General features: G+C 67.0%; 10 protein-coding genes. 7 read left to right on the forward strand and 3 right to left on the reverse strand.

From position 1 onward, the window contains the following. Positions 1 to 170 precede the first annotated feature (170 nt). On the forward strand, positions 171 to 2987 hold the full coding sequence (polA, locus tag QO033_RS03860) for a DNA polymerase I (RefSeq protein ID WP_284479611.1): 2817 nt from the start codon (positions 171 to 173) through the stop codon (positions 2985 to 2987). Between the two features lie 52 nt (positions 2988 to 3039). Here polA and QO033_RS03865 read toward each other — a convergent pair whose 3' ends face one another. From QO033_RS03865 to panC, 3 genes are all read right to left on the reverse strand, one after another. Continuing rightward, positions 3040 to 3801, reverse strand: a complete 762-nt coding sequence (locus QO033_RS03865; RefSeq protein WP_284479612.1) for a hydroxypyruvate isomerase family protein — start codon at positions 3799 to 3801, stop codon at positions 3040 to 3042. 135 nt (positions 3802 to 3936) lie between these two features. Next, positions 3937 to 5433 carry a glycerol kinase GlpK gene (glpK, locus tag QO033_RS03870; protein WP_284479613.1) on the reverse strand — a complete coding sequence of 499 codons (1497 nt, stop codon included), beginning with the start codon at positions 5431 to 5433 and terminating at the stop codon, positions 3937 to 3939. Between the two features lie 120 nt (positions 5434 to 5553). After that, entirely contained in the window at positions 5554 to 6405 is an 852-nt protein-coding gene (gene panC / locus QO033_RS03875; RefSeq protein WP_284479614.1) for a pantoate--beta-alanine ligase, read from the reverse strand. Positions 6406 to 6595: 190 nt separating this feature from the next. Here panC and QO033_RS03880 point away from each other — a divergent pair, with 190 nt between their 5' ends. From QO033_RS03880 to QO033_RS03905, 6 genes are all read left to right on the forward strand, one after another. Continuing rightward, positions 6596 to 8083, forward strand: a complete 1488-nt coding sequence (locus QO033_RS03880) for an ABC transporter substrate-binding protein (protein ID WP_284479615.1) — start codon at positions 6596 to 6598, stop codon at positions 8081 to 8083. A 160-nt stretch (positions 8084 to 8243) separates the two neighbouring features. Next, positions 8244 to 9191: an ABC transporter permease gene (locus QO033_RS03885; RefSeq protein ID WP_284479616.1), complete on the forward strand. Its 948-nt coding sequence runs from the start codon at positions 8244 to 8246 to the stop codon at positions 9189 to 9191. Beyond that, positions 9188 to 10003: an ABC transporter permease gene (locus tag QO033_RS03890; protein ID WP_284479617.1), complete on the forward strand. Its 816-nt coding sequence runs from the start codon at positions 9188 to 9190 to the stop codon at positions 10001 to 10003. The genes QO033_RS03885 and QO033_RS03890 overlap by 4 nt, the downstream gene beginning before the upstream one ends. Then, positions 10000 to 11586 carry an ABC transporter ATP-binding protein gene (locus QO033_RS03895; protein WP_284479618.1) on the forward strand — a complete coding sequence of 529 codons (1587 nt, stop codon included), beginning with the start codon at positions 10000 to 10002 and terminating at the stop codon, positions 11584 to 11586. Before QO033_RS03890 ends, QO033_RS03895 begins: the two co-directional genes overlap by 4 nt. 112 nt (positions 11587 to 11698) lie before the next feature. After that, a complete protein-coding gene (locus QO033_RS03900) occupies positions 11699 to 13156 on the forward strand; it encodes an aldehyde dehydrogenase family protein (RefSeq protein ID WP_284479619.1) in 1458 nt (485 codons plus the stop codon). Positions 13157 to 13163: 7 nt separating this feature from the next. Continuing rightward, the gene (locus QO033_RS03905) at positions 13164 to 14063 is read left to right on the forward strand and encodes a DMT family transporter (protein WP_284479620.1); all 900 of its coding nucleotides are present in this window, start codon (positions 13164 to 13166) and stop codon (positions 14061 to 14063) included. Positions 14064 to 14069: the final 6 nt, after the last annotated feature.

The raw sequence follows: 14069 nt of genomic DNA on the forward strand, positions 1-14069 counted from the left end.
CCGGGGGCCGATCCCGCGGCCTCCCGCTTCTTCTCTGCAAAAATACTCGTGATCCCGACGGCGCCACGCCAGCGCCGGCCGGATGTCCGTTGCCCGGTCGACGCTGGGGGCTGGCAGCCCGGCGCGCGCCATGGCAGAACGGGAGGCGAACAACCCCGGAGGCCCCCGCCATGACGCAGCAATCCCCCAAATTCGGAAAAGGCTGCCATCTGCACCTGATCGACGGATCGGCCTTCATCTTCCGTGCCTTCCACGCGCTGCCGCCCCTGACCCGAAAGTCCGACGGGCTGCCGATCGGCGCCGTCTCCGGCTTCTGCAACATGCTGCAGAAATACGTCGAGGATGCCTCCGGCGCCGATGCACCGACTCATGTGGCGGTGATCTTCGACAAGGGCAGCCACACCTTCCGCAACGATCTCTACGACCTCTACAAGGCCAACCGCGAGGAGATGCCGGAGGCACTGCGGCCGCAGATGCCGCTGACCCGCCGCGCCACCGAGGCCTTCAACATCGCCTGCAAGGAGCTTGAGGGCTACGAGGCCGACGACATCATCGCCACCCTTTCGGTTCAGGCGCGCGAGGCCGGCGGCCGGGTGACCATCATCAGTTCGGACAAGGACCTGATGCAGCTGGTCGGCGGCGGCGTCGAGATGCTCGACGCGATGAAGAACCGCCGCATCGATGTCGACGGTGTGCGCGAGAAATTCGGCGTTGGCCCGGAACGAGTGGTCGATGTGCAGGCACTGGCCGGCGATTCGGTCGACAACGTTCCCGGCGCCCCCGGCATCGGCATCAAGACCGCCGCCTTGCTGATCAACGAATTCGGCGATCTGGAAACCCTGCTGGACCGCGCCGAGGAGATCAAGCAGCCGAAGCGGCGCCAGACCCTGATCGAGAACCGCGACCAAATCGAACTCAGCAAGAAACTGGTGCAGCTCGACGCCAATACGCCGCTGGATTTCACCCTCGACGATCTGGAGGTGAAGGAGCCCGACCCGGAGGTCCTCCTGCCCTTCCTGGCGGAGATGGAATTCCGTACCCTGACCAAACGCATCGCCGACAAGCTGGGGGCGGAGGCGCCGGTGATCTCCGACGCCCCGGTGCAGGCGGCGGGCGACGGTCCGGCGCCGGAGGCGGTGCCCTTCGACGCCTCGGCCTACGAATGCGTCCGCGATCTTGAAGACCTGGAGAAATGGGTCGCCGCGATCCGTGAGAGGGGGGTGGTGGCGGTGGATACCGAGACCACCGGGCTGGACGAGATGACCGCGGAGCTGGTCGGCATCTCGCTCTCCACCGCCGCGGGCAAGGCCTGCTATGTCCCGCTGATCCACAAGACCGGCGCCGGCGATGATCTCTTCGGCTCGGCCGAGCTGATCGCGGGCCAGATCCCGGTCGACGACGCGCTGGCCTGCCTGAAACCGGTGCTGGAGGATGACGCGATCCTCAAGATCGGCCAGAACATGAAATACGATGCCAAGATCTTCGCCCGTTACGGGGTGAATGTGGCGCCGATCGACGACACCATGCTGCTGTCCTATGCGATGCACGCGGGCCTGCACGGCCATGGCATGGATACGCTGAGCGAACGCTACCTGAGCCATGAGCCGATCCCGATCAAACCGCTGCTGGGGTCGGGCAAATCGGCGATCACCTTCGATTTCGTCCCGATCGAGGAGGCCTCCGCCTATGCCGCAGAGGACGCCGATATCACCTGGCGCCTGTGGGAGACCTTCAAGCCGCAGCTGCACCGCGAAAAGGTGACCACGGTCTACGAGACGCTGGAACGCCCGATGGTGCCGGTGCTGGCCGAGATGGAGATGGCCGGCGTCAAGGTTGACCGCGAGGTGCTGAGCCGGATGTCCAACGCCTTCGCCCAGAAGATGGCGGGGCTCGAGGCGGAGATTCACGAGCTGGCCGGAGAAACCTTCAACGTCGGCTCGCCCAAGCAGCTGGGCGAAATCCTCTTTGACAAGATGTCGCTGCCCGGCGGCAAGCGCGGCAAGACCGGCGCCTATGCCACCGGTGCCGACGTGCTGGAGGATCTGGCCGCCGAAGGCCACGATCTGCCCGCCCGGGTGCTGGATTGGCGGCAATTGTCGAAACTGAAATCGACCTATACCGACGCGCTGCAGGACCACATCAACCCGGAGACCGGGCGGGTGCATACCTCCTACGTGATCTCCGGCGCGGCGACCGGGCGGCTCGCCTCCACCGATCCGAACCTGCAGAACATCCCGGTGCGCTCGGAAGAGGGCCGCCGCATCCGCGAGGCCTTCGTCGCCGAAAAAGGCAAGGTCCTGCTCAGCCTCGACTACTCCCAGATCGAATTGCGCATCCTGGCGCATATGGCCGATCTGCCGGCGATGAAACAGGCCTTCGCCGACGGCCAGGACATTCACGCCGCCACCGCGTCGGAGATGTTCAACGTCCCGCTGGAAGAGATGACGCCGGAGATCCGGCGGCAGGCCAAGGCGATCAACTTCGGCGTGATCTACGGGATTTCCGGCTTTGGTCTGGCCCGCAACCTACGCATTCCCCGGGCCGAGGCGCAGGGCTTCATCGACCGCTATTTCGAACGCTTCCCCGGCATCAAGGACTATATGGAAGAGACCAAGGCCTTCGCCAAGGAGCACGGATTCGTCCGCACCCTGTTCGGCCGCCGCGTCCATACGCCCGAGATCAACGCCAAGGGGCCGCGCGCCGGGTTCGCCTATCGCGCCGCGATCAACGCGCCGATCCAGGGCACCGCGGCTGATATCATCCGCCGTGCGATGATCCGCATGCCCGACGCGATCGCCGACATGCCGGCGAAAATGCTGCTGCAGGTGCACGACGAACTGATCTTCGAGGTTGACGAGGATGCCGCCGACACCGTCGCCGCCCGCGCCCGCGAAGTGATGGAAGGCGCCGCCGACCCGGCGGTGCATCTGGACGTCAAGCTGGTGGTGGATGCCGGCAAGGGCAACACCTGGGCCGAGGCGCATTAAGCCGCCCGGCCCGGCACAGTCCCTGTACGCCGCCCGGCGGGCCAGGTGCCGCCTAGGCCGTGAGCGCCGCCATCCAGCCCAGGCTGTCTTCGGTCTTCGCCGTCGTCGGCCCGTATTCGGCGCTGATCCAGCCGTCATAACCGCTGGCCTCGATGGCGGCGAAAAGCGCGGCGAAATCGACCGGGCCCTGATCCAGCCGCGGCTCTGTCCGCGCGGGCGGCGCCCCCAACTGGATATGGCGCACGCGAGGGGCCACCCGCTGCCAGACCGCCAGCGCATCGCCGTGGATCACCTGGGAATGATAGCTGTCGAACTGCAACCCCAGATTGGGCCGCGCCACCCGGTCCATCACCCTCAGCGCCAGATCGTAATCGCACATGAAATACCCCGGCTGATCGCCGAGGTTCAGCGGCTCCAGCGTAAACAGCTGCTCCGGCGCCGCCTCTGCCAGCCAGCGCAGGTTGTCGACCAGCGTATCCTCCGCCTCGATGCCCGAGGTGAAACCGGTCATCACGTGGATCGCATCCGGCGCCAGAGGCGCGAGATAGTCCAGAACCTCTTTCATCGCCGCCTGGAACCCGTCCTCGCTGCCCGGCACCGCCGGGTGATCTGGGGCCACCGACTTCGGCGGCGCATTGACCAGCGCCAGCGCCAGCCCGGTCGCGTCCAGCGCCTCGCGGATCTCGGCGGCGGGCACATCGTAGGGGAACAGGATTTCCACCCCCTCGAACCCGGCGGCGCGGGCGGCGGCGAACCGCTGCATCAGCGGCAGTTCGGGAAACAGGTGGGAGATATTGGCAGCAAGGCGCGGCATGGTCGGATCCTCGTGACGGCGGCATGCCGACAGCCTAGCGCCGCCGGGTCGCCGGGAACAAGCCACACCGCCCGCCTGCCAGATCCGACAACAGACGAACCGGCCGGCTGCATCGCAAACGGACGGCGGCAGCGATCAGACCGCCATCGCCGCCGCGACCGCGCGTTTCCAGCGATCATAGGCCTCGCGGCGGTCAGGCTCCGGCAGGCCCGGCGCGAACTGCCGGTCCAGCGCCCATCCGGCGGCGAATTCCTCCATCCCGGGATAGAGCCCGGCCCGCATCCCGGCGAGCCAGGCCGCCCCCAGCGCCGTGGTCTCCTGCATCACCGGGCGATCCACCGGCGCGCCGAGGATATCCGACAACCGCTGCATGGTGTAATCGCTGGCGCTCATGCCGCCGTCGACCCGAAGCACCACGTCAGGGCTATGGCCATGGGCCTGGCACCAGTCGGCCTGCATCGCCTCCCAGAGATCGCGGGTCTGAAAGGCGACGCTGTCGAGCGCCGCGCGGGCGAATTCCGCCGGGCCGGAGTTGCGGGTGAGCCCGAAGACCGCGCCACGGCACTCCGGCACCCAATAGGGTGCGCCGAGACCAGTGAAGGCCGGCACCAGCGTGACATGCTGGCTGGGGTCGGCCCGTTGCGCCAGAACCCCCGATTGCGCGGCACTGTCGATGATCCCCAGCCCGTCGCGCAGCCATTGCACCGCCGCCCCGGCGATGAAGATCGAGCCTTCCAGCGCATAGGTCCGCCGGCCGTCGAGCTGATAGGCGATGGTGGTCAGCATCCGGTGCGAAGAGGCCACCGGATGCGTCCCGGTGTTGAGGAGTGCGAAACACCCCGTGCCATAGGTCGATTTCATCATGCCGGGCGCGAAACAGGCCTGGCCGATGGTCGCCGCCTGCTGATCGCCCGCCACCCCCAGGATCGGCACCGCCGCCCCCAACATCGCCGGATCGGTCAGGCCGAAGTCGGCGGCGCTGTCCTTCACCTCCGGCAGCAACGCCGCCGGCACATCGAGCGCGCGGCAGATCTCCTCGCTCCAGACCCCGCGGTGGATATCGAACAGCAGCGTGCGGGCGGCGTTGGTGGCATCCGTCGCATGCACCTGCCCGCCGGTCAGCCGCCAGATCAGAAAGCTGTCGATGGTGCCGAAGGCCAGCGCCCCGGCAGCGGCGCTCTCGCGCGCGCCCTCGATGGTATCGAGCAGCCACTTCACCTTGGTGCCGGAGAAATACGGGTCGAGCCGGAGGCCGGTTTGCGCCTCCACCACGGGTTCCAGCCCGTCGCGCAGCAGCCCGGCGCAGAGCGCGGCGGTGCGACGGTCCTGCCAGACGATGGCGTTATGGATCGGCCGGCCGGTCTGCCGGTCCCAGATCACCGTGGTCTCGCGCTGGTTGGTGATGCCGATGCCGGCCAGCTGGTTGGCCGCGACCGCGTGATCGGCCAGCACCCTGCGGCAGACCGCCAGCGTGGTGGTCCAGATCTCTTCCGCATCGTGTTCGACCCAGCCATCACGGGGGAAATGCTGGCGAAACTCCTGCTGGGCGATCCCCACCACCTGCATGGCGGCATCGAAAAGGATCGCCCGGCTGGAGGTGGTGCCCTGATCGATGGCGAGAATGAAGCTCATGCGCTGGTCCTCCCGGTGCTGGCGCGGCCGTCACTGCGGCCGCTGCGTGTGACCCTACCACCCTGAGAGATGGCGGCCAGCCCGCAAGCGCCGCCGTGCCTTAGGGTCAGCGGCGGCCCCTCAGGCCGCTGCGACCGGGATATTGTCGATCAGCCGGACGCCATCGACCCAGACCGCCACGAACAGCCGCGCCGGCACCGCCGCGTGATCCAGCGCCTGCAGCCCGTCTTCGCTGCGCAGGTCGAGGTATTCCACCTCGCCGAACCCCTCTGCCGCCAGCCGGGCACGGGCGCGGGCCTCCAGCGGGTGAAAGCTGCTGCCCTGTTCCAGCTCTTCGGCCAGGTCGCGCAGCACGGCATAAAGCCCCGCCGCCACCGCCTGCCCTGCCGGCGACAGCCGCTGGTTGCGCGACGACATCGCCAGCCCCGAGGCTTCGCGCACCGTCGGGCAGGCCACCACCTCGATCGGGATATCCAGATCGCGGGCCATGCGGCGGACCACCTGCAGCTGCTGGAAGTCCTTTTCGCCGAAATAGGCGCGATCCGCCCCGGTCTGCAGGAAGATCTTGGAGACCACCGTCGCCACCCCGTCGAAATGCCCCGGCCGGTGCGAACCGCAGAGCACATCGGTCAGACCGGTGACCGAGACCGTGGTGGCAAAACCCGGAGGATAGACCTGATCGACATCGGGCACATAGACCGCGTCGACGGCATGAGGCGCCAATTTCTCGGCGTCCTGATGTTCGGTCCGCGGATAATTCGCCAGGTCCTCGGGGCTGTTGAACTGCTTGGGATTGACGAAAATCCAGACGATCACCCGGTCGCAGGCCGCCTTGGCCGCCTGGACCAGCGACAGATGTCCCGCGTGCAACGCCCCCATGGTGGGCACCACGGCGATGCTTTCGCCGGCGGCCTTCCAGCCCCGGCTGAGTTCGCGCATCTCCGCCAGCTTCCGGATCAATGTCGTGGTCATGGTGGGTCCTCCTCCTGCGCTGTGTCCCGGAAATCCCGGCCCGGCCCGACAGCGTGGCGGGCAGATAGCAACCGCGCCCCGGCGGTTCCAGCCTGATTGCGCCAACAGCCCCTTGCTAACCGGTTATCTTCCGCCGAAACTCCGCCCATCTCGCCGGCCCCGTGCCGGATAATAACAGGGAGTTCCTTTGATGAAAATTTTCCGCCATCCGCGCAGTCTGACCTCAGCGGTCGCCCTGGTCGCGGCCCTGGGCGCCGCACCGGCGCTGGCGTCCGATATCACCGTGGCGATGCAGCTGGAGCCGCCGCACCTGGATCCGACCTCCGCCGCTGCCGGCGCCATCGACTCGGTGCTCTATTCCAATGTGTTCGAAGGGCTGACCCGGTTCATGGGCGACGGTTCCGTCGTGCCCGGCCTGGCCGAAAGCTGGGATATCTCCGAAGACGGCACCACCTATACCTTCCACCTGCACGATGGGGTGAAGTTCCACGACGGCACCACCATGGATGCCGAGGACGTGAAATTCAGCCTCGACCGCGCCCGGGCCGAAGACAGTGCCAACGCGCAAAAGGCGCTGTTCGCCGGCATCACCGAGGTTGAGGTGATCGATCCGCTGACCGTCAAGGTCACGCTGGACGCCCCCAACGGCAGCTTCCTGTTCAACATGGCCTGGGGCGATGCGGTGATCGTCGCGCCCGAGAGCATCGAGGGGATCAAGCAGCATCCCGTCGGCACCGGCGCCTTCGAATTCAAGGAATGGGTGCAGGGCGACAAGATCGTGCTGGACAAGAACCCCGATTACTGGGGCACGCCGGCCAAGCTGGACGAGGTGACCTTCAAGTTCATCTCCGACCCGACCGCCGCCTTCGCTGCGGTGATGGCGGAGGACGTCGATGTCTTCACCGCCTTCCCGGCGCCGGAGAACCTGCCGATGTTCGAGGCCGATCCGCGGTTCCAGGTTCTGGTCGGCTCGACCGAGGGCGAGACGATCCTCTCCACCAACAACAAGCGCGCGCCCTTCGACAACAAGCTGGTGCGCGAGGCGATGGCCCATGCGATCGACCGTCAGGCGCTGATCGACGGGGCGATGTTCGGCTACGGCACCCCGATCGGCACCCATTTCGCACCGCATAACCCGGCCTATGTCGATCTGACCGCGCAATCGGCCTATGACCCCGAGCTGTCGAAGAAACTGCTGGCCGAAGCGGGGCTGCCCGATGGCTTCGAAACCACGCTGCACCTGCCGCCTCCCTCCTACGCACGGCGCGGCGGCGAGATCATCGCCGCCCAGCTGGCCGCCGTCGGCATCAAGGCGCAGATCATCAACGTGGAATGGGCCCAGTGGCTGGAAACCGTGTTCAAGGGCAAGGACTTCGGCCTGACCATCGTCAGTCATACCGAACCGATGGACATCGGCATCTATGCCCGGCCGGATTACTACTTCCAGTATGACAACCCCGCCTTCCAGGAGCTGATCAAGACGCTGAACGTCACCTCCGACCCGGCAGAGCGGACCGCGATGCTGCAGCAGGCACAGAAAATCATCGCCGACGACTATGTGAACGGCTACCTGTTCCAGCTGCCGGCGCTGACCGTTGCCAAGGTCGGGGTGCAGGGGCTCTGGGCCAACGCACCGACCCAGGCCACCGACCTGACGGCGGTGAGCTGGGCGGACTGACCGCGCCTTAGCCCAAAGACCGGAGAGGGCCCCCTGGCGGGGCCCTTTTTGCGGCCGGCTCCGGCCCGTCGCCCACCCGCGGAGGCGGCCGGATTTTTCCCACGTCGCCGGGGCTTTATCCCTCTGGACCCCGGCGCGCACCCTGCCTAGGTTGGCGCCGATGTTAAGATATTCGCTCAAACGCCTGATCTCGCTGGTCCTCAGCCTGGCCGTCGCCAGCCTGGTGATCTTCTTCGTGATCGAAATCGCGCCGGGAGACCCGGCTTCCTTCATGCTCGGGCTGAATGCCCAGCCCGATACCGTCGCCGCGCTGCGCAGCGAACTCGGGCTCGATGTGCCGAAGATCGAACGCTATCTCAGCTGGGTCGGCGGCATGCTGCACGGGGATTTCGGCACCTCCTATACCTATCGCACCCCGGTGGCGCAGATGGTCGCCGACCGGCTGTGGGTGTCGCTGCCGCTGGCGCTCTATGCGTTGGGGCTGTCAACGCTGATCGCCTTTCCCGCCGGCATCTATGCTGCCGCGCGGCGTGGCAAGCCCGGCGACATGGCCGTGATGGGCGCGACCCAGCTGGGCGTGGCGATCCCGAACTTCTGGTTCGCGATGATGCTGGTGCTGGTCTTCGCCATCAACCTGCGCTGGTTCGGTGCCGGCGGCTTTGCCGGCTGGGACAAGGGATTCTGGGCCGGCATCCATTCGCTGACCCTGCCGGCGATCGCGCTGGCGCTGCCGCAGGCAGCGATCCTGGCCCGGGTCATGCGCTCTGCCCTGCTGGATATCCTCGGCGAGGATTTCATGCGCACCGCCCGCGCCAAGGGGCTGAGCCGGAGGCAGGCGCTGTGGCGTCACGCCGTGCGCAACGCGATGATCCCGGTCCTGACGATCATCGGGCTGCAATTCTCCTTCCTGCTGGCCGGCGCCATCATCATCGAACAGGTCTTCTACCTGCCGGGGCTGGGCCGGCTGGTGTTCCAGGCGATTTCCGCCCGTGACCTGATCGTGGTGGAATCGGTGGTGATGCTGCTGGTCTTCGCCGTCATCGCGGTGAACTTCCTGGTGGACCTGGCCTATGCCGCCGTCGACCCAAGACTGAGGCAGCGCACATGAAACGCAATCTGATTCTGGGCGGGCTTCTGTCCTCGCTCGTGGTGCTGGCGGCGCTGATCTCCTTCGTCTGGACCCCCTACGACGTCGCCGCGATGGATATCCCGGCGAAGCTGAGACCGCCGTCGATGACCCATTGGTTCGGCACCGATCACTTCGGCCGCGACATGTTCAGCATGATCATGGTCGGCGCCCGCACCTCGATCGCGGTGGCGCTGGTCGCCGTCGGCATCGGCATGGCGCTCGGCATTCCGCTGGGGCTGATGGCCGCCGCCCGCAAGGACAGCTGGCTGGATGAGCTGATCATGCGCGGCAACGACCTGGTCTTCGCCTTCCCCTCGCTGGTGATCGCCATCCTGATCACCGCCATTCTGGGGCCGGGCGCGGTCAATGCCATCATCGCCATCGGCATCTTCAACATCCCGGTCTTCGCCCGCATCACCCGCGGCGCCGCGCTGTCTCTGTGGGAACGGGAGTTCATCATGGCCGCCCGCGTGGCGGGCAAGTCGCAGGCGCGGATCTCCTTCGAACATATCCTGCCCAACGTACTGAACCTGCTGATCGTGCAGGGCACCATCCAGTTCTCGCTCGGCATCCTGGCCGAGGCGGGGCTGTCCTATGTCGGGCTCGGCGCGCAGCCGCCGGTGCCCAGCTGGGGCCGCATGCTGGCCGATGCCCAGACCATGGTGAGCCTGGCGCCGCATATGGCGCTGATCCCCGGCCTTGCCATCGTGCTGACGGTGCTGGGGCTGAACCTTCTGGGCGACGGGTTGCGCGATCTGCTCGACCCGAAACTGCGGGTGCGCCGGTCATGAGCCTTCTCGATATCCGAAACCTGTCGCTGCGGATCGGCGATGTAGAGATCCTCAGGGACGTGAGCTTTTCCGTCGCCCCCGGCGAGATCGTCGCCGTCACCGGCGAAAGCGGGTCGGGCAAGTCGATGACCGCGCTGGGGGTCATGGGCCTGCTGCCGGACCGGGCCGAGGCCAGCGGCGAAATCCTGCTGGAAGGCCAGGACCTGCTGACACGGACCGAAGCGCAGATGTGCGCCACTCGCGGCCGCGACATCGGCATGGTGTTCCAGGAACCGATGACGGCGCTGAACCCGGTCAAGACCATCGGCGATCAGGTGATGGAGACCATCCTGATCCACAAGGCGATGCCGAAGGACGAGGCCCGCGCCCGCGCGCGTGAGATGCTGGACCGCGTCGGCCTGCCCGAGGACCGGTTTCCGCTGTCGCGCTTCCCGCACGAGCTGTCGGGTGGCCAGCGCCAGCGGGTCGTCATTGCCATGGCCATCGCGCTGCGGCCGAAACTGCTGATCGCGGATGAACCGACCACGGCGCTGGATGTGACGACACAGGCGCAGATCCTCGATCTGCTGCAAAGCCTGGTCGCAGACTTCGGCATGGGGCTGCTGATGATCACCCACGACCTGGCCGTGGTGTCGGACATGGCCGACCGCATCGTGGTGATGCGCCATGGCGAACTGGTCGAGGAAGGCCCGACGCGCGAGCTGTTCCGCAACATGTCGCATCCCTACACGCGGATGCTGTTCGAGGCCTCCGGCCATCAGGTGCAACTGCCCGAGCCGCCGGCGGCGGAACCGCTGCTGGAAGTGAAGGGCGCGATCCGCGATTACCGCCTGCCGCGCCGCCATGTGTTCCGCGACCCGGGCCATCATCGCGCCGTCAAGGGGGTGAGCTTTACCCTCAACCGCGGCGAACGGCTGGGGCTGGTCGGCGAATCCGGCTGCGGAAAATCGACCCTGACCCGGGCGATCCTGGGGCTGGAGCCGCTGCAGGGCGGTGAAATCCTGCTGGACGGAAAACCGGTCTGGTCCGGCCACAGGCCCGATCCGGACGTGCGCCGGCGCATGCAGGTGGTGTTCCAGGATCCCTTCGGCAGCTTCAACCCGCGCCACCGGGTCGACCGGCTGGTGACCGAACCCTTCCACCTGCTCGACACGCCGCCCACCGGCGCCGCCCGCGACAAGGCCATCGCCGAGTCGCTGGAGGCGGTGGGGCTGAAGGCCAGCGACGCGAAAAAGTACATCCACGAATTCTCCGGCGGCCAGCGGCAGCGGATCGCCATCGCCCGCGCCCTGATCATCCGGCCCGAGCTGATCCTCTTCGACGAGGCGGTGAGCGCGCTCGATGTCTCGGTCCGCGCCCAGATCCTCGATCTGCTGGTGGAGCTCTGCGCCGCCTATCAGCTGAGCTATCTCTTCATCAGCCACGATCTGAGCGTGGTGCGCACGGTGACCGATCGCGTTCTGGTGATGCAGTCGGGCGAGATCGTCGAGGCCGGAGAGACCGAACAGGTCTTCACTTCGCCGCGCCACCCCTATACCCAAACGCTGATCGCCGCCGCGCCCACGCTGCCGGCGCTGGGGTGAGCGGCGACCGCCAACGATGAGGAAATCGGCTGCGCCGATGCCTCCGGCGGGAGTATTTGGACAGAGAAGAAGGGGCCGGCTGCGCGCGCCCCGGAGACGTCAGGAGCCTTTCATGAGCGATACCACCCCCATCTGGTTCGATCCCACCCTTTGCCTGATCGGCGGCGCCTGGGTGCCGGCGCAAGGCGGTGAGACGCTGCCGCTGGTCAACCCCTCGGACGGCAGTGCCATCTGCGAGATCGCCCGCGGCGGCGCCGCCGATATCGATGCGGCGGTGCAGGCGGCTCAGGCCGCAATGGACGGCGACTGGGGCCGGATGACGGCGCTGGAACGCGGCCGCATCATCACCCGCATCGGCCAGCTGGTGCTGGAGAATGTCGAGCGCCTGGCGGTGCTGGAGGCGATGGATGTCGGCAAACCGCTGACCCAGGCCCGCGCCGATGCCATCGCGCTGGCGCGCTATTGCGAATTCTATGGCGGCGCCGCCGATAAGGTGCATGGCCAAACCATCCCCTTCATGGAAGGCTATACCGTCTATACCCTGCGCGAGCCGCATGGGGTGACCGGGCATATCGTGCCCTGGAACTATCCGATGCAAATCATCGGCCGGTCGGTCGGCGCGGCGCTGACCATGGGCAATGCCGCGGTGCTGAAGCCGGCGGAAGAGGCCTGCCTGACGGCGTTGGCCTTTGCCCATATCGCGATGGAAGCCGGGCTGCCCGCCGGCGCGCTGAACGTGGTTCCGGGCATCGGCGCCGAGGCCGGCGCAGCGCTGACCGCGCATCCGGGCATCCATCACATCAGCTTCACCGGGTCGGTGCCGACCGGCATCCTGGTGCAGACGGCGGCGGCCAAGAACGTGATCCCGGTGACGCTGGAACTGGGCGGGAAATCGCCGCAGCTGGTGTTCGACGACGCCGATCTGGACGCGGCGCTGCCGTTTCTGGTCAATGCCGGCTGTCAGAACGCCGGGCAGACCTGTTCCGCCTCGTCCCGCATCCTGGTGCAGCGCGGCGTCTATGACGAGGTCAAGCGCCGGATGGCCGAGGCCTATGGCGCCATCACCGTCGGGCCGGCGATGGAGGACCTGCGGATGGGGCCGCTGATCTCCGCCCGGCAGAAAGAGATCGTCAGCGGTTTCCTGGACAAGGGCGCCGATCTGACCATCGCCGCGCAGGGCGAAATCGTCGCCAGCGCCTTGGACAGCGGCGCCTATCTGTGCCCGACGCTTTTCGCCGACGTGCCCGGCGATCACCCGCTGGCCAAGGACGAGATCTTCGGCCCGGTGCAGGTGCTGATCCCCTTCGACACCGAGGAAGAAGCAGTACAGATCGCCAATGGCACCGATTACGGTCTGGTCGCCAGCATCTGGAGCCGCGACGGTTCCCGCCAGATGCGGCTGGCCAAGAAGCTGCACGCAGGTCAGGTCTTCATCAACAACTATGGCGCCGCCGGCGGGGTCGAGCTGCCCTTCGGCGGGGTCGGCAAATCCGGCCATGGCCGCGAGAAAGGCTTTGAGGCGCTCTACGGCTTCTCGCAGCTGAAGACCGTCGCCGCCTATCACGGCTGAGCCGCCCATGACTCATGGGCGGCGCGAACAGGTCTGGCTGGCGATCGGGCTGACGCTGCTGTCGCTTGTGCTGTTCGACCTCATGGGTCTGGTGATCAAATTTCTGTCGCCCCACTATGGGGCGGCAGAGCTTTCGGCCTATCGCAACCTGATCGGGCTGGCCCCCTCGCTGATCGCGCTGTGGACCTCCGCCAGCTGGCGGCGCTCCGACCGGCGCTGGATCATCCGGCAATGGCCGCTGGCCGGCCTGCGCGGCGTCTTCGTCACCTTCGCCCAGTTCCTGTTCTATCTGTCGCTGGCGCATCTGGCCTTTGCCACCGCCTCGACCATCACCTATTCCAACGCGCTGTTCATGACTGCCTTTGCGGTGCCGATCCTGGGCGAACGGGTCGGGCTGCTGCGCTGGAGCGCGGTTCTGCTGGGCTTTGCCGGGGTGGTCTGGATCATGAAACCGGGCAGCGACAGTTTCGACATGATGGCGATGGCGCCGATCGGATCGGCCATGCTCTACGCGCTGGCGGCGGTGACGGCACGGCGGATCGATCCGGAGGTGCCGAGCCCACTGGTCAACCTCTATTCCTCGGGGACGGCAATGGTGGGGGCCATCGTGCTGGCGCTCTGCACCGGCGGCTTCGACGGGCCGCACAGCCTGGCCGATCTGGGCTGGATCGTGGCAATGGGCAGTTTCGGCGGCACCGCAGTTCTGTGCATGGTCGCTGCCTACCGGATGGCGGAACAGAGTACGCTGGCGCCGTTTTCCTATTTCGGCATCCCCTTCGCCCTGCTGTTCGGCTGGCTGATCTTCGACGAGGCGCCCTTCGCCGATCTGTTTCCCGGCGCGCTGCTGATCGTCGCCGGCGGGCTGATGGTGATCTGGCGGGAGCGGCGGATGCGGCGGCGGGGCTGAGGCCCG

The organism is Pseudodonghicola flavimaris, assembly GCF_030164425.1.
GTDB lineage: Bacteria > Pseudomonadota > Alphaproteobacteria > Rhodobacterales > Rhodobacteraceae > Pseudodonghicola > Pseudodonghicola flavimaris.

Coding starts and splice junctions, on each gene's coding strand:
- polA (WP_284479611.1), top strand. CDS start 171: ATGACGCAGCAATCCCCCAAATTCGGAAAAGGCTGCCATCTGCACCTG.
- QO033_RS03865 (WP_284479612.1), bottom strand. CDS start 3,801: ATGCCGCGCCTTGCTGCCAATATCTCCCACCTGTTTCCCGAACTGCCG.
- glpK (WP_284479613.1), bottom strand. CDS start 5,433: ATGAGCTTCATTCTCGCCATCGATCAGGGCACCACCTCCAGCCGGGCG.
- panC (WP_284479614.1), bottom strand. CDS start 6,405: ATGACCACGACATTGATCCGGAAGCTGGCGGAGATGCGCGAACTCAGC.
- QO033_RS03880 (WP_284479615.1), top strand. CDS start 6,596: ATGAAAATTTTCCGCCATCCGCGCAGTCTGACCTCAGCGGTCGCCCTG.
- QO033_RS03885 (WP_284479616.1), top strand. CDS start 8,244: ATGTTAAGATATTCGCTCAAACGCCTGATCTCGCTGGTCCTCAGCCTG.
- QO033_RS03890 (WP_284479617.1), top strand. CDS start 9,188: ATGAAACGCAATCTGATTCTGGGCGGGCTTCTGTCCTCGCTCGTGGTG.
- QO033_RS03895 (WP_284479618.1), top strand. CDS start 10,000: ATGAGCCTTCTCGATATCCGAAACCTGTCGCTGCGGATCGGCGATGTA.
- QO033_RS03900 (WP_284479619.1), top strand. CDS start 11,699: ATGAGCGATACCACCCCCATCTGGTTCGATCCCACCCTTTGCCTGATC.
- QO033_RS03905 (WP_284479620.1), top strand. CDS start 13,164: ATGACTCATGGGCGGCGCGAACAGGTCTGGCTGGCGATCGGGCTGACG.